At 72.3% G+C, this 22,867-nt stretch carries 23 protein-coding genes; 14 read left to right on the top strand and 9 right to left on the bottom strand.

Features of this window, described 5'->3' with window-relative positions; genetic code table 11:
- Positions 1 to 87 precede the first annotated feature (87 nt).
- The 4 genes from ABD140_RS30680 to ABD140_RS30665 are packed head-to-tail and all read left to right on the top strand — an operon-like array spanning position 88 to position 3,376.
- Complete coding sequence (locus tag ABD140_RS30680; protein WP_344244683.1) at positions 88 to 1,557, top strand: Hint domain-containing protein; 1,470 nt, start codon at positions 88 to 90, stop codon at positions 1,555 to 1,557.
- A gap of 13 nt (positions 1,558 to 1,570) precedes the next feature.
- Positions 1,571 to 2,044, top strand: coding sequence for a hypothetical protein (locus ABD140_RS30675; protein WP_344244681.1), 474 nt, complete (start codon positions 1,571 to 1,573; stop codon positions 2,042 to 2,044).
- Positions 2,045 to 2,090: 46 nt separating this feature from the next.
- Positions 2,091 to 2,942, top strand: a complete 852-nt coding sequence (gene sigJ, locus ABD140_RS30670) for an RNA polymerase sigma factor SigJ (RefSeq protein ID WP_344244679.1) — start codon at positions 2,091 to 2,093, stop codon at positions 2,940 to 2,942.
- Positions 2,939 to 3,376 (top strand): carboxymuconolactone decarboxylase family protein, encoded by a 438-nt coding sequence (locus ABD140_RS30665; protein ID WP_344244677.1) that lies wholly within the window; start codon positions 2,939 to 2,941, stop codon positions 3,374 to 3,376. Before sigJ ends, ABD140_RS30665 begins: the two co-directional genes overlap by 4 nt.
- A 95-nt stretch (positions 3,377 to 3,471) precedes the next feature.
- Here ABD140_RS30665 and ABD140_RS30660 read toward each other — a convergent pair whose 3' ends face one another.
- The 3 genes from ABD140_RS30660 to ABD140_RS30650 all read right to left on the bottom strand — a co-directional run bounded on the left by ABD140_RS30660 (position 3,472) and on the right by ABD140_RS30650 (position 6,881).
- Positions 3,472 to 5,175, bottom strand: coding sequence for a protein kinase domain-containing protein (locus tag ABD140_RS30660; protein WP_344244675.1), 1,704 nt, complete (start codon positions 5,173 to 5,175; stop codon positions 3,472 to 3,474).
- Between the two features lie 97 nt (positions 5,176 to 5,272).
- Positions 5,273 to 6,283, bottom strand: a complete 1,011-nt coding sequence (locus ABD140_RS30655; RefSeq protein ID WP_344244673.1) for a metallophosphoesterase — start codon at positions 6,281 to 6,283, stop codon at positions 5,273 to 5,275.
- A gap of 25 nt (positions 6,284 to 6,308) precedes the next feature.
- The gene (locus tag ABD140_RS30650) at positions 6,309 to 6,881 is read right to left on the bottom strand and encodes a VanZ family protein (protein ID WP_344244671.1); all 573 of its coding nucleotides are present in this window, start codon (positions 6,879 to 6,881) and stop codon (positions 6,309 to 6,311) included.
- Between the two features lie 150 nt (positions 6,882 to 7,031).
- On the opposite strand from ABD140_RS30650, the gene ABD140_RS30645 reads away from it, so the two are divergent.
- The 10 genes from ABD140_RS30645 to ABD140_RS30600 all read left to right on the top strand — a co-directional run bounded on the left by ABD140_RS30645 (position 7,032) and on the right by ABD140_RS30600 (position 17,540).
- Positions 7,032 to 8,174 (top strand): sensor histidine kinase, encoded by a 1,143-nt coding sequence (locus ABD140_RS30645; RefSeq protein WP_344244669.1) that lies wholly within the window; start codon positions 7,032 to 7,034, stop codon positions 8,172 to 8,174.
- A complete protein-coding gene (locus ABD140_RS30640; RefSeq protein ID WP_344244667.1) occupies positions 8,171 to 8,821 on the top strand; it encodes a response regulator in 651 nt (216 codons plus the stop codon). The genes ABD140_RS30645 and ABD140_RS30640 overlap by 4 nt, the downstream gene beginning before the upstream one ends.
- Positions 8,822 to 8,833: 12 nt before the next feature.
- The gene (locus ABD140_RS30635) at positions 8,834 to 9,025 is read left to right on the top strand and encodes a hypothetical protein (RefSeq protein WP_344244665.1); all 192 of its coding nucleotides are present in this window, start codon (positions 8,834 to 8,836) and stop codon (positions 9,023 to 9,025) included.
- Between the two features lie 122 nt (positions 9,026 to 9,147).
- Positions 9,148 to 9,687 (top strand): DUF4352 domain-containing protein, encoded by a 540-nt coding sequence (locus ABD140_RS30630; protein WP_344244663.1) that lies wholly within the window; start codon positions 9,148 to 9,150, stop codon positions 9,685 to 9,687.
- A 99-nt stretch (positions 9,688 to 9,786) separates the two neighbouring features.
- Positions 9,787 to 11,397: a protein kinase domain-containing protein gene (locus tag ABD140_RS30625; RefSeq protein WP_344244661.1), complete on the top strand. Its 1,611-nt coding sequence runs from the start codon at positions 9,787 to 9,789 to the stop codon at positions 11,395 to 11,397.
- Positions 11,398 to 11,432: 35 nt separating this feature from the next.
- A complete protein-coding gene (locus ABD140_RS30620; RefSeq protein ID WP_344244659.1) occupies positions 11,433 to 12,503 on the top strand; it encodes a response regulator receiver protein in 1,071 nt (356 codons plus the stop codon).
- Positions 12,493 to 14,346: an AAA family ATPase gene (locus tag ABD140_RS30615; RefSeq protein WP_344244657.1), complete on the top strand. Its 1,854-nt coding sequence runs from the start codon at positions 12,493 to 12,495 to the stop codon at positions 14,344 to 14,346. The genes ABD140_RS30620 and ABD140_RS30615 overlap by 11 nt, the downstream gene beginning before the upstream one ends.
- Complete coding sequence (locus tag ABD140_RS30610; RefSeq protein ID WP_344244655.1) at positions 14,343 to 15,002, top strand: 4Fe-4S single cluster domain-containing protein; 660 nt, start codon at positions 14,343 to 14,345, stop codon at positions 15,000 to 15,002. Before ABD140_RS30615 ends, ABD140_RS30610 begins: the two co-directional genes overlap by 4 nt.
- Positions 14,990 to 16,399, top strand: a complete 1,410-nt coding sequence (locus ABD140_RS30605) for an FHA domain-containing protein (protein WP_344244653.1) — start codon at positions 14,990 to 14,992, stop codon at positions 16,397 to 16,399. The genes ABD140_RS30610 and ABD140_RS30605 overlap by 13 nt, the downstream gene beginning before the upstream one ends.
- 121 nt (positions 16,400 to 16,520) lie before the next feature.
- Entirely contained in the window at positions 16,521 to 17,540 is a 1,020-nt protein-coding gene (locus ABD140_RS30600) for a hypothetical protein (protein ID WP_344244651.1), read from the top strand.
- An 82-nt stretch (positions 17,541 to 17,622) separates the two neighbouring features.
- On the opposite strand, the gene typA is transcribed toward ABD140_RS30600, so the two are convergent.
- From typA to ABD140_RS30570, 6 genes are all read right to left on the bottom strand, one after another.
- The gene (typA, locus tag ABD140_RS30595) at positions 17,623 to 19,473 is read right to left on the bottom strand and encodes a translational GTPase TypA (RefSeq protein WP_344244649.1); all 1,851 of its coding nucleotides are present in this window, start codon (positions 19,471 to 19,473) and stop codon (positions 17,623 to 17,625) included.
- Positions 19,474 to 19,681: 208 nt separating this feature from the next.
- The gene (locus ABD140_RS30590; protein WP_344244647.1) at positions 19,682 to 20,077 is read right to left on the bottom strand and encodes a (deoxy)nucleoside triphosphate pyrophosphohydrolase; all 396 of its coding nucleotides are present in this window, start codon (positions 20,075 to 20,077) and stop codon (positions 19,682 to 19,684) included.
- A gap of 43 nt (positions 20,078 to 20,120) precedes the next feature.
- A complete protein-coding gene (locus ABD140_RS30585; RefSeq protein WP_344244645.1) occupies positions 20,121 to 20,888 on the bottom strand; it encodes an SEC-C metal-binding domain-containing protein in 768 nt (255 codons plus the stop codon).
- Between the two features lie 96 nt (positions 20,889 to 20,984).
- The gene (locus tag ABD140_RS30580; protein WP_344244643.1) at positions 20,985 to 22,034 is read right to left on the bottom strand and encodes a C40 family peptidase; all 1,050 of its coding nucleotides are present in this window, start codon (positions 22,032 to 22,034) and stop codon (positions 20,985 to 20,987) included.
- Entirely contained in the window at positions 22,031 to 22,666 is a 636-nt protein-coding gene (locus tag ABD140_RS30575; protein WP_344244641.1) for a hypothetical protein, read from the bottom strand. The genes ABD140_RS30580 and ABD140_RS30575 overlap by 4 nt, the downstream gene beginning before the upstream one ends.
- A gap of 4 nt (positions 22,667 to 22,670) precedes the next feature.
- Positions 22,671 to 22,867 (bottom strand): hypothetical protein (locus ABD140_RS30570; RefSeq protein ID WP_344244639.1); only part of this gene is annotated, 197 nt, incomplete at its 5' end.

The following is a 22,867-nucleotide window of genomic DNA, read 5'->3' as shown; positions in this document are numbered from 1 at the left end:
CCCGGGTTAGGTCTCCGGGCCCTTCTCCCCTGTTTGCACCTTCGGTTCCCTTGAGGCGGCATTCCACCGTCTTGGGGAAGGTGTCCGTTGAGTCGCAGACGTCGTTCCGGGCTGCGCCGGGATGGAGGTGCGAGCGCCGCCGAGTACGGGGCGATCCTCGTCCTCGTCGCGGCGCTGGCCGCCGTCTTCACCGTGGTGGCGCTGCCCGAGCAGGTCAGGACGAACACGGCCACCGCGATCTGCCGGCTCTTCGGCGGTGCGGACGTCCAGGACTGCCCGGAGGAGGAGCCGCCCCCCGCCGTCGAAGGCCCGGCGCCCGGCGCGCCCGCGGCGGAGGGGCCGCCGACGGCCGTCGGTCCGGTGGCGCAGCCGGTCCATCCGGACCTGCAGGCCTACGACGACGCGAAGAAGGAGGCGGACGACGCCCAGCAGGCGCTCGACGACCTCGGCGACCAGTCCGAGGAGGTCGAGCAGGAGATCCTCGATCTGCTCAAGGACGTCGTCGGCATCACCGACATCGAGGACTGCCTGTCCAAGGGCGACATCGTGGCGTGCATCAGCGCGCTGGCCGGGCTCGTGCCCTGGGGCAAGGTCCTCAAGGTCCTCAAGAAGATCCCCGGCGCCGTCAAACTCGCCAAACGGCTCAAAGAGCTCTGGGACAAGGTCTCCGACGCGCGGGCGCGCAAGAAGAAAGCCGACGACGCCCTCGACGACGCGGCGGAGAAACTGGAGAAAAAAGGTCTCTGCGATCTCCCCAACAGTTTCCCGCCGGGAACTCCCGTCCTTCTCGCCGACGGTTCGCACAAACCCATCGAGGACGTGCGGGTCGGCGATCTCGTCTGGGCGTCCGATCCCGCCGCACGCCTCTCGGGACCGCGTCCCGTCACCCGTCTGATCACCGGCGAGGGGCCCAAGCGGCTCGTCACGCTCTCCACCGGACCGCTGCCCGGCGCCGCGCTCACCGCCACCGCCGACCACCTGTTCTGGCGGTACGACACCGGGACGTGGCAGCGCGCGGCGGACCTCCCGGCGGGCGCCTCGCTGCGCGCTCCCGACGGCCGTCCCGTCACCGTGACGGCGTCGTCCCGGCACGTCGAGGTCGCCCGCGTCCACAACCTCTCCGTCGCGGGCCTGCACTCCTACCACGTGCTGGCGGGCGGCACCCCGGTGCTCGCGCACAACGAGGACCCGTGCGAGGGCTACGACCCCGAGTTCCCGACCATCAAGCTCACCAACTACCGGGGGCGCTTCAACGCCTGGCTCGCCAAGAACGGCTACAAGCGCCTTCCCGACGACTGGGACGCCCACCACAGAATTCCGCAGGAGTACCGGGACCATCCGGAGTTCCAGGACTTCGACTTCGACTCGCCCTCGAACATCCGCGGAATCCCCGGCAGTAGGATGAAGTCGCGCGGCGCCAACGTGCACCAGGACATCACGAATCAATGGGCGTGGTTCCGCGACACCCATCCGAACCCGACCCGTGCGCAGATCGAAGAATTCGCCGAGAATATCGACAGGGGTTACGGTGATTATTGGTGGCGAGAGACTCCGTGAGTGGGCCGACCGCATGTCGGGGCTCCTGGCGGATTTCAACGGGCGTTTCGAGGCGGCATTCGGCTATCCGCCCGGCGAGAACCGCCTCGTGGCGGCCTCCCCCGAGGCCGGCCGCGCCGCCGCTGAGGCCCTGGCCGCCGCGGGAGCCCCCGCCGAGCTCGTCGAGTTCTACGGCCGCGTCGCGGAGCTCGCCATGCCGGACGTGGCGAACGGCTTCTTCATCCACCCCGTCGAGGACGTCCTCGACGGCGCCCAGCCCACCCGTCTGACCGGCGCGGCCGAGGACGCCATCACCGTCTTCGGCTCCGACGGCGGCGGCGGCCTCCTCGCCTTCGGCGCGGCCAAGGGCGAGATCTACCACCTCGCCGGCGGCGCCCTCGTCGGCTCCACCTACGAGGTGAGCCCGAACGGCTTCACCGTCCTCTCCCCCGACCTCTCCGGCCTCCTCGCCCGGCTGCTCGCCGAACTCATCGACGCCCTCCCCTGATTCCCGCCCGATGTCACACTCCGAGGGCCCGTCTCGTGCTCGGGACATGAACGATCTCGCGACCGGTTTCGACGTGCTGCGGCCCCGGCTCGTCCGGGTGGCCTACGGGGTGCTCGGCGACCTGGCCGAGGCCGAGGACGTCGTCCAGGAGGCCTGGCTGCGGATGTGGCGAGCCGGGGTGGACGGGGACGTCGAGGGCTGGCTGGTGGTGACGGTGTCGCGGCTCGCCCTCGACGTGCTGAAGTCGGCGCGGCACCGCCGGGAGCGGTATGTCGGGCCCTGGCTGCCCGAGCCCGTCGTCACCGCCCCGGACCCGGCCGACCGCGTGACGCTGGACGAGTCGATGAGCCTGGCGCTGCACGTCGTCCTGGAGTCGTTGAGCCCGGCCGAACGCACGGTGTTCGTGCTGCACGACGTGTTCGGGATGGCCTTCACCGAAGTGGCGGAGGCCGTCGGGCGCACCCCCGAGGCCTGCCGCCAGCTGGCCTCGCGGGCACGGCGCCATGTCCGTGCCCGGGCGCCCCGGTTCGACGTGGACGAGGCGGAGCACCGGCGGGCGGTCGCGCTGTTCGCCGAAGCCGCCTCCGGCGCCGACCTGGCGAGGCTGGTGGACGTGCTCGACCCGGACGTCGTCCTGCGCACCGACGGCGGCGGACGGGTGCGCGCGGCCCGCAACCCCGTGACCGGCGCCGGACGGGTCGCCCGCTTCCTCGTCGGGGTGCGGACGAAGTTCGCCGCGACGTCGGTGTTCGTCCCGGCGGTGGTCAACGGCGCTCCCGGCCTGCTGCGCGTCCTGGACGGCACGGTCACCGGCGTCTTCGGCTTCACCGTCCTCGACGGCCGGATCCGCGAGATCGACATCCAGTTGAATCCCGAGAAACTGAGGAGTCTTCCATGAGGATCGATCTGCGGAGCACCGCCCCCGACGTCTACCGGGCGCTCGGCTCACTCGAGAAGTACATCCGCTCGTCCGGCCTGCCCGCCGCCACCATCGACCTGCTGTACCTGCGCATCAGCCAGCTCAACGGCTGCGCCTACTGCGTGGACCTGCACAGTGCCGACCTGAAGAAGCTCGGCGAGGACGACCGGCGCGTCTGGGGCGTCGCCGCATGGCGCGAGTCGCCCTTCTACACCCCGGCCGAACGCGCCGCCCTGGCCCTCGCCGAGGAGGGCACCCTCCTCCCGGGCGGCGAGGGCGTCTCCGACGCCGTCTGGGCGGAGGCCGCCGCCCACTACCCGCAGGAGCTGCTCGCCGCCCTCGTCGCGACCATCGCCCAGATGAACGCCATGAACCGCCTGGGCGTCATCAACCGCCTTTCCCCCCAGCCATAGCCGCCAGGCCCCCGAGGCCCCTTCTCCGGCCCTGTCGGCCGCCCGCACGGCGGCCGGCAGGGCCCGCCCTGCCGGCCGTGCAGCCCGGCGCGTCCTCAGGCGAGCATCAGGGAGGAGTACAGCGGTACGGCCGCCAGCCAGCCTGCGGCCGCCGCCACCGTCGCCCACGGCGAGCGGAGGAAGGCCGACAGGCCGATGACGGGGACCGTCACGGCGCAAGCCACCAGGACGGGCGCGAACAGGCGCGGGTGGAAGTCGAGAAGCCCGGTGGCCGCCACCACTCCCGCCAGGGAGCCGAGCGCGGCCCAGACCGGACGGAGCGGATGGATCGGACGGCGGGCGAGCCCGCCGCCGATGGCCAGCGCGCCGCCGATTCCGGCCGCCGCCAGCGCGCAGGAGTACGACACGATCCACAACGGGTCGGGGGACGCCCGGAAGGACTCCCAGATGATCCAGAACGGCCAGGCCGGCAGCGTCCCGGCGAGGAGCGCCGCGGCGGGCCGCCGCACCCGCCGCACCACCGCGGCCGCGGCGGCGAGGACCAGCAGCAGAGAGGCCGCCTCGGGAACACCGGCATGCCGCGTCTCCGCGACCACGACGAACGTGCCCCCGGCCAGCACTGCGAACAGCAGGCCGACCCCCGCGAAGAACACCCACACCGCGTCCGACCTCCGGGTCGGACTCCCCGCCCCCGTCCCCGCGAGGCCGTACCCGCCGTCCGATCCGGGCCCCGCGAAGCCGTGCCCGCCGCCCGGACCGGACCCCGCGAGATCATGCCCGCCGTTCGGTCCCGTCCCCGCGGAGCCGTGTCCGCCGTTCGGCGGGATGGGAGCGGGAGGGTGGAGGGGGATGGGCGGTAGTTCCGTCGGTGGTGACGGGAGGCTCGCTTCGGCGGCGGCCGGGCTGCGGGCGGGCTCCCGGACGGGCGCGGGCGTCGGGGCGAGGGCGGGGGCGGGTGGCGGGACGTCGGTGACGGCGGTGGGGGGCAGGGACCGGAGGGCGGCGCGCATGGCGGCGGCGGAGGCGTAGCGGTCCTCGGGGGCCTTGGCCAGGGCGGTCATGACGATGCCGTCCCATTCCGGGGCGAGGCCGGGGCGCAGTGCCGACGGCGGCTCGGGGGTGCGCTGGAGGTGGCCGAGCAGCACCACGGTCGGCGAGTCGCCGGTGAACGGGGGGCGGCCCGTCAGCAGCTCGTACAGGACGCAGCCCAGGGAGTAGAGGTCGGAGGCGGGCAGCGTGTCCTTGCCCTCGGCCTGCTCGGGCGACAGGTACGCCGGGGTCCCGATGAGCATGCCGGAGGCGGTCAGGCGGGTGGCGGTGTCCGACAGCAGCCGGGCGATGCCGAAGTCCATCACCTTCACCCGCGACCGGGTACCCGACTCGTCGAGCATGATGTTGGACGGCTTGATGTCGCGGTGCACGATCCCCCGGGCGTGGCAGTGCTCCAGCGCGTCCAGCACGCCGTCCGCCACGGACGCCACCCGTTCGGGCGCCATCGCCGCGCCGCCGGCGGCCTCGGTCATGGTCCGCCCGGCCACCAGCTCCATGACCAGGTACGGGGTGTCGTCGTCCTGCCCGATGTCGTGCACCACCGCGATGTGCGGGTGCGACAGAGCGGCGGCCAACCGCGCCTCCCGCTGGAACCGGGCGAGGAACCCCGGCTGCCGCACGAACTGCCCGGGCAGCAGCTTGACCGCCACGCCCCGGCCCAGCTCCAGGTCGGTGGCCCGGTGGACCACGCCCATCCCGCCGCGCCCGAGCTCCTCCTCCAGCGCGTACCGCCCCGCCAAGACCCGCACCGCCACCTCCACGGACCACCTGCCCCGAACCAAAAGGACAATAGTGTCTAAGTGGACTCGCCGTACCGTCCGGGAGGCCCCGGCGGGCCCGGCAGGCTCAGGCCGGAGGTCCGGGCAGGCTCAGGCCCAGCGCGGCCGCCAGGTCGATGGTCCTGCGCGGCGTCGGGCACCGCCGGGCCAGTGCCACCGGGTCGAGGCGCCCGCCGCGCGCCTGGAAGAGGACCGGCGCGGCGGGGTGCAGGCGCAGCTCGTCCGCCGTGAACTCGCCCGCGACGCGCCGCGCCGCGGCGACCAGGGCGGGAAACCGCGACCGCAGATCCGCGGCCCATCCGTCGAGCGCCTCCAGCCAGCGGCGTACGGCGGCGTCGGAGGAGGGGGAGGCGGCGAACCGCTCGACCGCCTGATCCAGTTCCGGCCAGGTGTGGTCGAGCCACGGCCTGCTCTTCAGGACGGGCAGCTGCCACCGGCGTTTGGCCGCCGCCCAGTGGTCGGCGCGCGCCGGGACCGCGTGGACCGTGAATCCCGGGACGCACAGGGCTGTCAGATTCCAGCCGTGGCAGGCACCGGTGTCGAGGCCAAAGACCCTGCCGTCGCGGATCAGAGGCTCCCGGCCGGTGACGTGGTGGCCGAACACGACCGGCACGGCGTCGGTGTAATGGTCGTGCCAGTGACCGTCGGGGAACAGCGCCGCCAGCTCCCGATCCCCGCGCGTCGAACCGCAGAGGACCTCCTCCCGCTGTGACGCCAGCGGCACCCCCGGCACCATCGCGGCATGGACGACGCGGACCCGCTCGTTCTCGAAGTAGTAGGGCAGCGTCCGCATCCAGTCGACCATCTCGGCATAACGGTCGCCGACCTGCAGGCACGTGATCTCCTGCGCGTAGGAGAAGACCCCCCGCACATGCTTGCGCTCGTGGTTGCCCATCAGCACGACGGAGTTCGGACGCCCCCGGAAGTACTCGACCACCGCACCGGGATCCGGCCCGCGGTCCACCAGGTCACCGACGCTGATCAGCAGATCGTCCGGACGGAGGGCGACCTTCTCCAGCAGTTCGAGCAGCTCCTCGAAACACCCGTGAATGTCACCCACGATGACGATGCGCCCCATCCGGCGATCCTAGGAAAACGCCGATTCACCGCACAAAGCATTTTGCGGCCGGCAGGGTCAGGCGGTTCAGGAGGGCGTTCAAGGACGGGATGCGAACCGCCAGGCGGTAGGCCAGGTAGCCGAGCGCGCCGCCGAGGGTGTTGGCGATCAGGTCGTTGACGTCGACGGAGCGGCCGTTGTTGAACAGCAGGTAGCACAGGAGCTGTGCCGCCTCGATGGTGAGCGAGGCGAGGAAGGCCAGACCCGTGGCCCGCTTCAGGGAGACGGGTCCGGCCGTCATGAGCGGGAGGAGGAAGCCCAGCGGCAGCAGCATGAGCACGTTGGGCACGAACGTCAGGTCGGCGACGAGCAGCGGGATGAAGTTGACCAGGCTGTACCAGGGGGTCTGGTTGGCGTATTCGCCGTAGGTGACGGCGATGGGAAAGATCGTGAGGTCGAGGACGGCCGCCGTGTAGAAGGCCGCGGCGAGGCGAACGGCGGCGTGTCCTCCCGTCCAGCCGGGACGCCTGCGGGCGGCTCGGACGGCCGTGAGGGCGCAGAACGCCACCAGGAGCGGGCCCAGGACGAGCGTGGAACCGAGCTCGAAATCGATGTTCACCGGTGTGATCCTTGGTTCGGGGTCCTTGTCGCCGACGAGTCTCGGCCGGTGGCCCCGCGCTCCGGATCTCCCGAAAGGGCGAGCTTCTCCGCGTGCTCTACGACTTTCGGCAGAGCCTCTGACCTGCGGAATGCGGTTAGCCTCACCGGCATGAGATCTGGGGGACGGCTCGCCGCGGCGGCCGCGGCGGCCTTGGTGCTCTTCGGAGGGCTGCTCGACCTGCGAGGCGGCCTGTTCCGAGAAGACTCGGGCGGCCTCAAGCTGGGGTGTGCGGCGGCGGTCACCGTGATCCTCCTCGTCTCCCACCGATGGGAAGGTCGCGGCCTATCGGTGGCCTCGGGTGCGGCCGGGCTGGTGTCGTTGGCCGGGACGGCTGTCCTCCGCTCCGTTTCGGGGGCGGAATCCTCGGCATCGGACGCGTTCGGGTTCACCGAGCCGGCTGTTCTGCTCGTCCTGCTGGCGCTCGTCGCGTGGCGGGGATCCATGGTGAGCGCCGCCTTGGCCGCGCCGGTGCTGGTCGCGGCGATCGTGCTGCGGCCGCTGGCGATCGGAGTGCAGGACGTCGGGGTGATCCTCGCCCTGTTCTTCGCGCTGGCCGCGATGACGGCGGCGGGGGCCGGGCTCGCGGGGCGGCTGTTCGCGGTGGACAGACGGCGGCGGGAGGAGACCGTACGGCTGGAGCAGCGCGCCGAATTCGCCCGGGATCTGCACGACTTCGTCGCCCATCACGTGACGGGCATCGTCGTGCAGGCGCAGGGGGCGCGCTCCATCGCGGCGAAGAAGCCGGAACTCGTCTTGCCCTCGCTGGAGGAGATCGAGAGGGCCGGGGTCGAGGCTCTGGCATCGATGCGCCGCATGGTGGGGATGCTGCGGGAGTCCGGCGAAGGTCTCGCGCACACCGCGTCGCCGGGGATGGCGTCGGTGCGGTCCCTCGTTGCGGAGTTCTCCCTGCCGGACGGGGCGAAGGCGCGACTCGTCGAGCCGGAGAACGGCGGGGAACTACCGCTGGAAGTGGCCGGAACCGTGCACCGGGTGGTCATGGAGGCGTTGACGAACGTGCGTAAACACGGCCTCGGCTGCACGGAGGTCGAGGTCCTGGTGGACCGTGCGCCGGATCGGGTGACCGTGCGTGTGCGCGACGACGGGCGGAGGCGCCACGGTATGGGCGGAGGATTCGGGCTCAAGGGGTTGGAGGAGCGGGTGTCCATGGTCGGCGGCGTGTTGCGGGCGGGGCCCGGACCGGACGGCGGCTGGACCGTCGAGGCGTCCCTCCCGGTGGAGGGCGCCCTGTGACGATCCGGGTGCTGGTCGCCGACGACCAGGCCATGGTCCGCACCGGCTTCGGGATGATCCTCGCCGCCGAGGACGGCATCGAGGTCGTCGCGGAGGCCGAGGACGGCGTGCAGGCGGTGGAACTGGCCGCCCGGCACCGTCCCGACGTGGTGCTCATGGACATCCGCATGCCCCGCCTGGACGGCCTGGAGGCGCTGCGCCTGCTCAACCGGCCGGGCGTCGCCGACCCGCCGAAGGTCGTCGTCCTGACGACCTTCGACGATGACGAGTACGTCCACCGTGCGCTGCACGGCGGCGCGCACGGCTTCATCCTCAAGGACGCCGGGCCCGCTCTGCTGGTGGAGGCCGTCCGGGCCGCCGCGTCGGGGGACGCGCTCATCAGCCCGTCCATCACCCTGCGGCTGCTGCGCAGGTTCCAGGGCACTGCGCCCGCCCCGCGCAGGCCGCAGGTGGAGCTGTCGTCCCGCGAGACGGAGGTCGTCCGGCTCGTCGCCAGAGGGCTCACCAACGCCGAGGTCGCCGCCGCGCTGTCCGTCACGGTCGGCACGGTGAAGACGCACCTGGGGAACGTGCAGGCCAAGCTCCCCGCCCGCAACCGCGTCGAGATCGCGGCCTGGGCCTGGGAGACCGGGCTCATCACGAACTGAACGTCCCGCTACGTGGTGCAGGGCAGCAGCTCACGAGCCGCCCTCTGCCTGTGCTCCGCCGCTTCCGGAGTCTGGATCGGCGCCAACGAGTTCGAGGCGAACGAGACCAAGCACTTCTGGGCCCTCGTCCAGCTCCCCTCCGCCCCCGCCACCACGGCCGAGATAGCCGACCTGCCCCCCGTCCCGGTCTCCGTGTCCCGCTGACGATTCCCGGAATTCCTGGAATTCCCGAAAGTCGATCACCTGCGTCAGCCAACACAGAGCGTGCGCACGGCACGCTCCAGACTCGGCTTGCTCAGGTGTTGACCCGTGTTTCGGAGAAAACCATGAAGAAGCGTTTTGTCGCCTTGGTCGCCGCGCTCGCGCTGGGCGCGTCCGGATGCGCCGCCTCGGAGGTGACGACCAGCCCGGACCGGCCCGGCGACGAGGCGCCGCAGCAGGCGCGGCAGGTCGCGAAGGTCGGCGACAAGATCACTCTGAAGGGCACCGACGAGAACCTGAAGGTCGCGATCACGGTGCTCAAACCGCCCAGGACCGTCAGGAGCACGGACGGCTCCAAGCCCACCCGCAAGGGCATGCGGTTCGTCGGCGTGCAGCTCGCGCTGGAGAACGTCGGCACCGCGGTCTACGACGACTCCCTCACCAACGGGTCGGTCCTGCTGGACGCCGAGGGCCAGAAGTACAACACGATCCTCGTCACCGAGATCGCCGCGGGCCCGGTCGTCGACCTGGTGAAGATGGCGCCCGGCAAGAAGCGCAAGGGCTACCTCGTCTTCGAGGCGCCCAAGGGCGTCCGCCCCGTGACCCTCCAGATCGCCCTGGACAGCGGCATGGCCCCCCAGACCGGCGAATGGGCGCTGGGCTGACCGCCCCCGCGCCGCGCGTCCGGCGGAGTAAGGGAACACGGTCCGGCAGGGTGCGGTCGTGTCGGGTGCGTCCGGGTTCGGGGGCTGTAGGCTCGCGGCGTGGACGACCCGCAGTGGACACGACGGGATCCGGGAGTCACCAGCCGGGATGCGCAGGGGGCGCAGCAGGCGGGGGGAGACTCCCTGGTGCGGTTGCCGGGAGTGCTCGGATCGCGGTTCGCCGTCGAGGGGGAGCTTCCGGTCCAGGGGGCGGAGTCCGACCTGCTGCTGGTGCGGGAGCACTCCGGTGGAGAGCAGCGGTACGTCGTCAAGATCTATCGGCGGGGGTATTCGGCCGATCGCGAGGTGTGGGAGGCGCTGCCGCGGCTGACGTCGCGGTACGTGGTGCGGGTGCTGGAGACGGGGCACGCCGACGGGCGGGACTACGAGATCCTCGAGTACCTGCCCGAGGGGAATCTGAAGGCGTTGTCGCAGGGCCGCCGGGTGGATCCGACGGCGGCCGTGGCGCAGCTCGCCGAGGGGCTCAAGGCCCTGCACGACGTCGGCATCGTGCACCGCGACCTCAAGCCCGAGAACGTGCTGGTGCGCGGGAGCGAGCTCGTCATCGCCGACTTCGGGCTCAGCCGGGTGCTGGAGCAGAGCGTGGTGTTCGCCTCCGCGTCGCGGACGCTCGCCTACGCGGCGCCGGAGTCGTTGTCGGGGCAGGTGTCCCCGGCGCGCGACTGGTGGTCGCTCGGGATGATCGCACGCGAGCTCATCACCGGCCGCAGGCCGTTCGACGGGCTGAGCGAGACGGTCGTCGTCGACCATCTGGCCACGCGGGCCATCGAGAACGACGACGTGCAGGACCCGCATCTGCGGCTGCTCTGCCAGGGCCTGCTCACGCGCGACCCGCGGCGGCGGTGGGGCTACGCGCAGATCATGGCGTGGCTGCGGGGCGAGGCCCCGGCCGTCCAGGAGGAGGCCGCGGAGCCGGTCCGGCCGTACGTGCCGCCGCAGGCGTCATCGTCCTCCGGCGCGCAGCGGCCGTACGGAACGCGTCCGCCGGACGGCGCACGGCTGCCCGACGGTGTGGACGCGGCCGCCGACGCCTACCGGGCCGAGGGCCGTGCGGCGTTGTGGGAGCAGCGGGAGAACAAGAGGAAGGCCGGGCGGAGCGCGGCACGGGTCAGGGCCGTCCTGTGGTCGCTGGCCTTCCTGGCGCTGTGGAGCGCCGGGAGCTTCGTGGTCGCCGCGATGGCCGGGGAGACCCAGCCGGGCGAGACGGCCGGTGTCGGAGGCGTGCAGCGGGCCTCCGAGGTGCCGCTCGGCCTGATGCTGGCCGCGGGCGCGCTCGCCTGGCTCGTCTCGGCGGCCGTGGAGGTCGCGCTCGCCCACCAGCAGGGCGCCGACTACCTGGCGGGCGGGCCGTGGGCGGCGCTGGCCAAGGGCGGGAAGGTCGTCAGCGGCGGGCTGTCCAAGACCTCGCAGGCGGTGTCGAACACCGCGCGGCGGACGGGCGTGCGCGGATGCGGGGTGGCGCTGCTGGCGGCGATGATCCCCGTGCTGATGCTGCTCGTGCTGGTCTCGGTCCTCAGCTCGCTGGCCTGGTTGCTGTGGCTGCTGCTGGTCGCGGTGGCGACGGTCGGCCACGCGCTCGGCGGGGGTGTGCGAAGCCATCGGTGGCGTGAGGCGAACTCCGCGCGCCGCAAGGAAGTCATAGAGGGCTGACCCGTACGCGCGTACGGGCCGGGAAAGGGGCGCAGTTGAGCAGTGGCGTGGAGGCGGAGATCGTCCTGGACGCCGCGGTGATCGCCAGCCTGGGGATGAACCGGCTGCTCGGCGCGGGCGCCGGCGCCGGGGCGAAGACGGCCGAGGTGCTGGCCGCGCTCGCCGAGAAGAAGGCGGGCGGGCGGGCCGAGGCGCTCGCCGAGGTCGAGCGGTACGAGCGTGCGCTGCGCGAGGTCATCGACCGCAACGCCCGGATCCGGGCGCTCGGCGACGTCCGGCGCCGGGAGCAGGCCGCCGTGCCCCTCCCCGAGGAGCTGGAGTTCACCGGCGAGGAGGAGTACGAGGTGCTCGTCTCCTGGTGCGCCGCCGCCGACGAGGCGCTCGCCCGCGCCGAGAGCGCCCTCGCCGAGGAGCTCGGACGCCGCACCGCCCGGGAGCTCAAGGCCCCCGCGGACCGCGGCGAGGACCTCGCCCGCGTCCTCTCCCGGCTCCCCCACGACACCGCCGAGGCCGACCGCCTGCGCGTCCGGGAGGCGGCCGGGCGCGTCGCCCGGGCCACCACGGACGCCGAGGCCGAGGCGATGCTCACCGAGGTGCGGCTGCGCGTCCAGGAGGCAGGCCGCAACGTCAGGGCCGAACGCGAGCGCCTCAGGGCCTGGGCGCTGGAGCAGGACCGCCTGGCCCAGGCCGAGGCCGAGCGCCGGTACATCCTGGCGACCATCACGCAGACCTTCGAAGAGCTCGGCTACCAGGTCGACACCGGCTTCTCCACCTTCGTCCCCATGGAGGGCTCGCTGCTGCTGACCCGCTCCGCCTGGCCCGACCAGGCCGTCCGGATGCAGCTGGACGACTCCACCCTGCGCGCCAAGATGATGCGCACCCGCCCGGCGCTGAGCGAGGACGACCGGCGCCGCGACGCCGAGCGCGAAAGGGAGTGGTGCGAGGCCTTCGAGGCGGCCAAGGAGCGGCTGCGCGAGGACGGCCTGAACATGGAGCTCACCTGGCGGCTGGAGCCCGGCGCCGAGGAGCTCCCGTTGGGTGCACAATCGACGTCGACCACCACGCAGCAGAAGAACAAGCCGAGGGAACGCCGACGTGAGCACTGACCAGCCAACCCTCGGCGGCCGCCTCATGGGCTGGCCGCCTTTCGTCCGGGAGCTCGACGCGACGCTGTCGGTGCACTCCCAGTACGTGCTCTCGGGCAACCTCTACGACAGCTTCCTCTTCCCCAACGGGGGCGAGACGGCGCTGCTGCCGCTGCGCGAGCTGCTGTGGGAGGCGCTGCAGTCCAGCGGGGTGTCCTGCATGCTCGTCTACGACGTGGTCGACGGGCTGCGCGTCTTCCCCGAGGACGACGACGCCCACGCCGCCGCCGAGAAGCTGCTCGGCAAGTGGGACGCCAAGCCGTCCCTGGAGGGGCTCACCAAGTACCTGGCGGCGCTGGCCAGGCCCACCGAGCAGATCCGCGCGGCCTTCCTCATCGAGGGCGCGTCCCGGATCGGCGCCTCCCCCACCGACCTCCAGCCCCCCGAACGCGACTTCTTCCGCTTCTGCGAGAAGCTCTCCCGCTCCGCGCGCCCCGTCCGGGCGCCGGGGGTGCGGCCCAAGCCGTTCTACAACCCGATCCTGTGGCTGGTGGAGCGCCCCGGCGACCTCCCGGCCTGGCTGGCCGCCGAGAACGACGCCATCCGCGAGCTGACGCTGCCCCGCCCGCACCTGGGCGACCGGCAGGTGACGGCGCGGCTGCTGGCCCGCGCGTTCGCCGCCGACCCCGAGACCGACCAGAGCGCCGCCGAGGCGTGCGACGCCTTCGCCGAGCAGGCCGACGGGCTGACCCTCCAGTCGATGATCGAGGTCACCCGGCTGGCCAAGGAGCGCAACGTCGACCTGGCCGAGCTGCCGGACGCGGTGCGCACCTACAAGCTGGGCGTCCTGGACAACCCGTGGTCGCGCGGCCACCTGCGCCGCCGGGTGCTGGACGGCGAGCGCCGGGTGCCCGAACGGGTCCTGGGCCAGCCCCAGGCCGTCACCAAGACCCTCGACATCCTCAAGCGGGCGGTGCTGGGCCTGTCGGGGGCGCAGGCCACCAAGTCCGGCTCGCGGCCGCGCGGCGTGCTGTTCTTCGCCGGCCCGACCGGCACCGGCAAGACCGAGCTCGCCAAGTCGATCACCGAGCTGGTGTTCGGCGACGACTCGGCGTACCTGCGCTTCGACATGTCGGAGTTCTCCGCCGAGGGCGCCGGCGACCGGCTGATCGGCGCCCCGCCCGGCTACATCGGCCACGAGGCGGGCGGCGAGCTGACCAACGCGGTGCGCGAGGACCCGTTCCGGGTGATCCTCTTCGACGAGATCGAGAAGGCGCACCCGCGCATCCTCGACAAGTTCCTGCAGATCCTGGAGGACGGGCGGCTGACCGACGGGCGCGGCCACACCGTGCACTTCTCCGAGTCGATCCTGATCTTCACCTCGAACCTGGGCTCGGCCACGGTCACGCCCGGCCTGGGGTACGCCGAGATCGAGCACCGGATCAAGAGCGCGATCTCCGACCACTTCACCTCGACGCTCAACCGGCCCGAGCTGCTCAACCGGCTCGGCGACAACGTGATCGTCTTCAACTTCATCGGCGCCGAGGCGGCGTCGAAGATCTTCGACCTGCAGCTGGCGAACATCTGCCGCCGGGTCACCGAGGAGCACCGGCTCAGCCTGGCCGTCAAGTCGGAGGTGATGGGCACGCTGCGCGAGTGGTGCACCGGCGAGCTCGACAAGGGCGGCCGCGGCATCGGCATGGCGCTGGAGTCGCACTTCGTCAACCCGCTGGCCCGCGCGCTGTTCGAGCTCGACCTGCCCGCCGGGACGCGGGTCACGGTGCGCAGCGTCCGGCGCGAGGGCAGCATCGTGGAGCTGGAGCTGGGCTCCACGCCCCCCGACGACGCCGAAGAGGAGCCGTGAGCGGCGGCGGCTCGGTCCTGCTGGCCAAGCTGCACCACCCGGTGACCGCGCTGGGGCCGGGGGTGCGGGCCGGGATCTGGTTCCAGGGCTGCACGCTGGCCTGCCCCGGCTGCCTGTCCCGGGACACCTGGGAGGCCGACGAGAGCCACCGGGTTCCGGTCGCGGCGGTCCTGGAGTGGCTGGCGGGCCTGCCGGTGCTGGACGGGGTCACCATCTCCGGCGGAGAGCCGTTCCAGCAGGTGGGAGCGCTGCGGGAGCTGCTGGAGGGCCTCCAGGAGTGGCGCAGGTCACGCGCGCTGGACATCTTGGTCTATTCCGGATATGTAATCTCGAGGCTCTCCCGGGATCCGGAGTCGCGGGACATCCTTAAACTGTGCGACGCTGTGGTGACCGGTCCGTACGTGGAGCGGCTCAACGACGGATCCCCGCTCCGGGGATCGGCGAACCAGCGACTCACACCGCTGTCCCCTCTCGGGCGCCGGCGGTATGAGACGGACGAGATGGACGGGCGGCGCATGCAGGTGTGCGTCGAGGACGGTGCGGAAGGACGGCGGGTGTACTACATCGGCATCCCGCGCCGAGGCGACATGGATCGTCTGAGCGCGGTGCTGGACGGGGCGGGAGTACGAGCCGGGGAGGCCTCATGGAGACTCTGACCTGCGAGGTCTGTCAGACCCCGCACAATCCTGGCGACCTGATCTGCATGACCTGCGGGAACAACCTCACCCGCGGGCGCCGTCGGCGGCCGGCTCCCTCGGAGCAGCCGTACGCGTCGCAGCCGGGTCCGGCGGGCGGCTACGGCCAGCCCGGCGGGCAGGATCCCTACGGCCAGCCCGCACAGTACGGCCAGCCCGCACAGGACCCGTACGGCCAGCCTCAGCAGGGCTACGGCCAGCAGCCCGGCGGGCAGGACCCGTACGCCCAGCCGCAGCAGGGGTACGGGCAGCAGCCCCAGCAGCAGGGCTACGGGCAGCCCGCGCAGGACCCGTACGGCCAGCAGCCCGCAGGGCAGGACCCCTACGCCCAGCCCGGCGGACAGGACCCTTACGCCCAGCCCGCACAGGACCCGTACGGCCAGCCTCAGCAGGGCTACGGCCAGCAGGACCCGTACGGCCAGCAGCAGGGCCAGCCCAACCAGCTCGGCCAGCAGGGCCCCCAGGGCGCCGGCTACGGCCAGCAGCCCCAGGACCCGTACAACCAGCCCCAGCCGCCGCTCGGACAGCCTCAGCAGGGCTACGGGCAGCCCGCGCAGGACCCGTACGGCCAGCAGCCCGCAGGGCAGGACCCGTACGCCCAGCCCGGCGGACAGGACCCGTACAGCCAGCCCAACCAGCTCGGCCAGCCCGCCCCCCAGGGCGGTTACGGCCAGCAGCAGGGCTACGGGCAGCAGCCCGGCGGGCAGGACCCGTACGCCCAGCCCCAGCAGGGGTACGGCCAGCAGGCCCCCCAGGACCCTTACGGGCAGCCGCAGCAGGGGTACGGCCAGCAGGACCCGTACGGCCAGCCTCAGCAGGGCTACGGGCAGCCGCAGCAGGGGTACGGCCAGCAGGGCTACGGGCAGCCCCAGGACCCGTACGGACGCCGTCCGGGCCATCTGGACCCGCCGCCCGCCCGCGACGGCACGCTGATGCCGCCGCAGGACAGCACCGCCGCGATGTGCCCGCACTGCGAGAGCGTGCTGGCCAACCCGGCCGCGGCCCAGTGCAACGTCTGCCTCAAGCCGCTGCGGCCCGGCGGCATGGGGGGCCCGACGCTGCGCCTGAGCTTCCCCACCGGGGAGCTGAAGGTCACCGCGGGCCAGCAGCTGATCCTCGGCCGCGACGCCGGGCAGTCCCCGGCCGCCTCCACCTTCACCCAGTACGACAACGTCTCGCGCAAGCACGCGACGGTCTGGGTGGACCAGGGCGGGGTGGCCAAGGTCCGCGACGAGCGCTCCACCAACGGCACGTTCGTCAACGGCGAGCGCCTCTCCCCCGGCGTGGAGGCCTTCCTCCAGGACGGGGACTCCCTGCGCCTGGCCGCCGACGTCACCGGCACGGTGCACCTCACCTGACGCCGCAGGTCCGGGGGCACGCCCCCGGACCGCGACATCACGGCCCCGGCACCGGGGAACACGCGCGAAATGTCATCGCTTGCTTATACGATCGCGCCATCCCGGTGAAGGCGAGATCATCTTGCGGCGTTCCCTCCCTGTCCTGACGACTGCCGTGGCCTGCGGCATCGGCGTGCTGCCCGGCGCTCCCGCGCGGGCCGCCGCTCCCCCGGCCACCGCGACCCTCACCCTGTTCGCCGATCAGCCGTCGGTCACGGCGGGCACGCGGGTGCGGTTGAGCGGGGTGCTCCGGAGCACGACCCCGGGCGGCGTCGTCTTCCCGGTCGCCGGTGAGACCGTCGAGATCGACGACCTGGCCACCGCGGGCCAGGACGGGATCGAGGCCGTCACCCGCACGGACGGCTCGTACGCGGTGACGACGCCCGTGCGGGAGAGCGCCGTCTTCCAGGCGGGGCTCGTCCTGGACGGCGAGGAGGTCCGCAGCTCCCGCGCCCGGGTCCGGGTGCTGGCCAGGGCCGTGCTCCACGACTTCAAGGTCGCCTACTCCCCGGCCCGCAAGGTCAAGGCGTCCGGCCGGCTCACCCTGGGCGCCGGCGACGGCGACCCGGCGGCGATGAGCGTCGCGCTGCAGTACTCCCCCGACGGCAGGCGCAAGTGGCGGACGGTCACCTCCGGCCGCCCCGGCCGCCAGGGCGCCCTGCGCTTCGGCCCCTTCACGCACGCCCCCGGCTGGTGGCGCCTGCGCTTCGCGGGCGGCGAGCGCTTCGCCCCCTCCGTCAGCGCCGTCCGCAAGGCCTGGCGCTGGAAGACCTCCTTCGGCGGGGTCTCCTTCACCCCCCGCCGCCTCAAGGTCGGCAAGAAGATCACCGTGACCGGCGTCCTCTACCGCACCGGCCCCAAGAGCCCCAAGCGCCGCCCCTACCCCCGCCAGAAGCTCGCCGTCATCTTCTTCTGCGCCGGCTCCTGGCGCATCGCCGCCACCGGCCGCACCGACGCCGAGGGCCGCTTCAGGTTCAAGGCCGGCACCTGGTGCGACGCCAGATACCAGGTCGTCTTCGACGGCACCGCCCAGGGCGACACCCTGCGCGCCTACTCCAAGCCCGTCGAAATCAACACCACCGGCCGCCCCGCCCTCCCCTGACCGCCTCCGCGTTCGCCGGCGGCCCGAAGGCGAAGAGAAAGACCCGGCTCTCCGCGGAGAGCCGGGTCGATGTCGCCGCAGGTCAGGCGCGCTTGGCGCGGGCGGCGGTGCGCTCGCGGTCCTTGGTGTCGAGGATGACCTTGCGGAGGCGGACGGCGGTGGGGGTGACCTCGACGCACTCGTCGTCGCGGATGAACTCCAGGGCGGCTTCCATGGAGAGCTTCTTCGGCGGGGTGAGGCGGTCGAACTCCTCGGCCGTGGAGGAGCGGATGTTGGTCTTCTGCTTCTCCTTGGTGATGTTGATGCTCATGTCGTCGGCGCGGGAGTTCTCGCCGACGATCATGCCCTCGTAGACCTCGGTGGAGGGGTCGACGAACAGGGTGCCGCGCTCCTGGAGGTTGAACATCGCGTACGTGGTGGCCACGCCCGCGCGGTCGGAGACCAGGGAGCCGGTCGGGCGGGTGCGCAGCTCGCCGAACCACGGCTCGTACTTCTCGAAGACCTGGTGGGCGATGCCGGTGCCGCGGGTCTCGGTGAGGAACTCGGTGCGGAAGCCGATCAGGCCGCGGGCCGGGACCAGGAACTCCATCCGGATCCAGCCGGTGCCGTGGTTGGTCATGTGCTCCATGCGGCCCTTGCGCACGGCCAGGAGCTGGGTGACGGCGCCGAGGTACTCCTCGGGGATGTCGACGGTCAGCCGCTCGACGGGCTCGTGCAGCTTGCCGTTGACCTGCTTGGTGACCACGCGGGGCTTGCCGAGGGTCAGCTCGTAGCCCTCGCGGCGCATGTTCTCCACCAGGATGGCCAGCGCCAGCTCGCCGCGGCCCTGCACCTCCCAGGCGTCGGGGCGCTCGGTCGGCAGCACCCGCAGCGAGACGTTGCCCACCAGCTCGCGGTCGAGGCGGTCCTTGACCAGGCGGGCGGTGACCTTGGTGCCCTTCTCGCGGCCGGCGAGCGGGCCGGTGTTGGTGCCCAGCAGCATGGAGATCGCGGGCTCGTCCACCGTGATCAGCGGCAGCGGGCGCGGGTCCTCGGGATCGGCGAGGGTCTCACCGATCATGATCTCGGAGATGCCGGCGATGGCGATGATGTCGCCGGGGCCCGCGGACTCGGCGGGCTTGCGCTCCAGCGCCTCGGTCATCAGCAGCTCGGAGATCTTCACCCGCTCGACGCTGCCGTCGCCCTTGCACCAGGCGACCTGCTGGCCCTTCTTGATGGTGCCGTTGTACACCCGGCACAGCGCGATGCGGCCCAGGTAGCTGGAGGAGTCCAGGTTGGTGACCTGCGCCTGGAACGGGGCGGACGGGTCGTAGGCCGGAGCCGGGATCGTCTCCTTGATCACCTGGAACAGCGGCTCCAGGTCCTCGTTGTCGGGCATCTCGCCGTTGGCGGGCTGGTTGAGGCTGGCCCGTCCGGCGCGGCCCGAGGCGTAGACGATCGGGAAGTCGATCTGCTCCTCGGTGGCGTCGAGGTCCATGAACAGCTCGTAGACCTCGTCGATGACCTCGGCGATGCGGGCGTCCGGCCGGTCCACCTTGTTGATCACCAGGATGACCGGCATCTTGGCGCCCAGCGCCTTGCGCAGCACGAAGCGGGTCTGGGGCAGCGGGCCCTCGGAGGCGTCGACGAGCAGCACCACGCCGTCGACCATGGACAGGCCGCGCTCGACCTCGCCGCCGAAGTCGGCGTGGCCGGGGGTGTCGATGATGTTCAGCAGGAGGTCGCCGTGGCGGACCGCGGTGTTCTTGGCGAGAATGGTGATGCCCTTCTCGCGCTCCAGGTCGTTGGAGTCCATGACCCGGTCGTCAACGGACTGGTTGTCGCGGAAGGCGCCGGACTGCCAGAGCATGGCGTCCACGAGGGTGGTCTTGCCGTGGTCGACGTGGGCCACGATGGCCACGTTTCGCAGGTCGTCACGGGTGGCGATGGGCATGAGAGTACGCTCGGTTTCGTGTCGGGATTCGCCGCATCCGAAGGACTGAAGTCGGGTCTGAATCCGGAACCGGGCGGCGCAGATCAGCGGTCTACCCCACAATTCTAGTGCGTCCCGGGTTGTTGACCCGCCGTCACGAAGTGTTCCACGTCACTCTGCGGCCCGTATCCGCAGTTCCGGGACGCCTCAGAAGACCTCAGGTGCGCCGCTAGGAGGCCCCGGAAGGCCTCAGGTAGGGACGTACCGCCTCGACGGCGGGGAGGTCGCCGGGGAGCCAGGCGACGTCGCCGAGCTCGGCGGGGGCCAGCCAGCGCAGCGCCATGTGCTCCAGCGCCACGGGCTCGCCCTGCGACAGGCGCGCCGTCCAGACCCGCAGGACCTTGCCCTCGCCCAGCGGCCAGTCGCCCTCGACCCGCTCCAGGAGCTCGACCAGGACGTCCAGCTCCTCCTTGCACTCCCGGATCAGCGCGGCCTCGTCGGACTCGCCGGGGTCGACCTTGCCGCCGGGCAGCTCCCAGCCGCCGGCCAGCGAGGCCGGAGCCGCCCGCTGGGCGGCCAGCAGCCTGCCGTCGGAGATGATGGCGGCGCCCACCACGATGACCATGAGACCTCCCCGTGAGTTCTCCGCAACCTAACCGAGCGGGGGCTCACACCGTAGGACGTCCGCAGCACTTCTTGTACTTGGCGCCCGATCCGCACCAGCACGGGTCGTTGCGCTCGGGGGGCCAGGGGATCAGGTCGCCCTCGGGGGTGAGGATGCGCGCGGACAGGTCGGCGCGCATCTGGCGCTCGATCTCCAGCCGGTCGGTGCCGGGGTGGGTGAAGCGGGGGCCGGTCGGCAGGCGTTTGGTGCCGCGCTGCTCGACGGGCGGCAGGTAGTCGGCGACCAGCGCCTCCAGGCGGGCGTCGGAGCCGCCCAGCCGGCGGAAGTGGCCGCGGTGGATCAGCACGAGGTCGGGGTCCCAGCCTTCGGAGACGCCGCGCCGCAGGTCCTCGGCGAGCCAGCGGACCGCCGTCTCGGGGTCGTCCAGCTCGCCCGCGAGCACCAGCGTGTTCATCAGCGCGTCCAGCGGCTCGGCCTGGCCGCGCAGCTCCTCCAGCAGCTCGCGCGCCTGCGCGCGGTCGCCGTTCAGCGCGTGCAGGTGGGCGATCGCGCCGAGCTCCTCCAGCCGCGCGGACTCGTCCACCCCGATCAGCCGGTAGGTCGCCTCGATCGCCTCGGGGTAGCGCTTCAGCTCGGTCAGCTGGTCGATCAGCTCGTCCAGGTACTCCGGCAGCGCCTCATCGCCCTTGGCCCGGGGGTCGTCCAGCGCCTCCTGCAGCAGTCCGACGACCGCCGCGCGTCCACCGGCCCGCTCGGCCTCCTCCAGGGCGTCGTCCAGGTCCAGCGGATGAAACAGCTCGTCAGGCAACATCCGTTCAGTGTGCCAGACCTCCCGTCCCCGCCGGCCGCGGCGATGCGGGGCCGGCGGGGGCGCTCCGGGGACCACGGAGCGGCGGGACGGGCGGGCTCAGCCGAGCTTGTCCAGCTGGTCGGCGACCTGGGGGTGCTGGAGGGGGCGGGTGAAGCCGATGAGGGTGCCGATCCGGTAGGGCATGACGGCGATGGCGGGGCGGCACTGGGTGCAGCGGGCGACGATCATCTTGTTCTCGCCGATGACCATGCCGACGTGGCCGGGCCTGCCGGGGGCGGTGCCGGGGCCGGAGTTGAAGAAGACGAGGTCGCCGGGCTGCTCGGTGCCGTCCTTGACCCTGACGCCGAACGGCCACTGGTCGAAGGTGACGCGGGGGATGTCCAGGCCGGCGTGCTTGTAGGCCATCTGCATGAGGCCGGAGCAGTCGTAGCCGTCGGGTCCGACGCCGCCCCAGATGTAGGGCTTGCCGCGCTGGGCGAGCGCGAAGTCGATGATCCGGCCGACGACGTCGTCGGCGTGGGCGGGCAGGCCCTCGGTGTCCTTGCAGTCGGGCAGGCCGCCCGCCTGGATGATCTTGAACTCGCCGGCGGCGTACTTGGCGGCCCAGTCCAGCACGTCGTCGACGTAGTCCCAGGAGTGGTTGTACTGGAACAGCGCCGTGCGCACCTTCTCGGGCGCCTTGTTGTGCTTGAGGTAGCGGGCGGCGGCGGGGATCGCGTCGTCGGGGTCGTGGCGGTTCTTCACCCCGTCGCGGTCGCCGTCGACGGCGAAGGCCTTCCACGTCGGTTCCAGGAACTGCATGGGGCCGCCCGCGCCGGCGTAGTTCTCGCCGCTGAGGACGCCCTCGGCCTTGAGGGTGCCGTGGATCGTCTCGACGCGGCCGACGCCGGCCAGGATGTTCCACGGGATGCCGTACTCCTCGCCGGCCTTCTTGTAGAGGGCGAGGTAGTTCTCGGGGATGCCCTTGGCCGCCTCGGCCTCACTGGGCTGCGCGGCGGCGTCGGAGGTGTCGACGCAGTTGCCGCGGCCGCCGCCTCCCCCGAAGAGGAACTGGGAGGCGCCGAAGAACGTGGGGACGACCAGGAGCGCGAAGAAGAGCGCGCCGAACACGCTGACCGCGCCGACCACCAGCAGGCGCTTCCTCATCCGGTCTCCCCGTCCTGACCGACGTCGGCCGGGCCGAAGGAGTACACCCGCCAGGATCCTCCGGTGTTCTGCACCGTCACCGCCCACTGCTCGCTGTCGCGGCCGGTGGTCCCGGCCTCGGTGATCTGCTGGATGCCGGTGACCAGGAACGTGATCGAGGTGTCGCCGATCGTGCGGATGGAGTTGAGCGAGGCGCTGCCCTCGGCGACGGTCTGATCGGTCCTGCGCTGCTCCAGGATGCCCGGTGTCGACGCGGCGGCCAGCAGGTCGTCATGGACCTGATCGTTCACCAGCGGGCGGAGCCTGTCCAGATAGGTCTGGGGTTCCTCGTCGTACCGGTATGTCCCGTAGCGGGAGACGAACTGCTGGGCGGTGGTGGCGGCGGTCGCGAAGTCCTCCCGGCTGAAGGGCAGCAGCCGGTAGACGTCGAAGCCCTCCGGGTCGACGAGCTCGTCGATGCCCGGCGGCGGGGTCGCGGGGGCGGTGGCGGGCGGGGGGCCCGCCGGGGCGGCGTCCCGCTCCACGGGGTCGGTGTCGGGCCTGGGCCACCACAGCCACAGGCCCGCCAGGACCAGCACCACGGCGATGCCCGCGAAGAGCATGCGGCGCCGGCGGTCGTCGTTCAGGTTCATGGCCTCAGTCGTCGGAGTCGGCCGGCCTCAGCCAGAACGGGGTGGGTGGCTCGGCGTCGGAGACCCGCCTCGCCCACAGCGGCGGCGCCTGGTCGCGCGCGGCGGGCGCCGGCGTCTCCCGCTGGCGGGGCACCGCCGCGCCGGTGACCCCTCCGCCGCTCTCGGCCTTCGGCCGGGAGGCGGCGGGCGCGGGCGCGGGCC

This window comes from Actinocorallia libanotica (assembly GCF_039525175.1).
Lineage (GTDB): Bacteria > Actinomycetota > Actinomycetes > Streptosporangiales > Streptosporangiaceae > Actinocorallia > Actinocorallia libanotica.
This window is presented reverse-complemented; position numbering and strand designations above follow the sequence as displayed.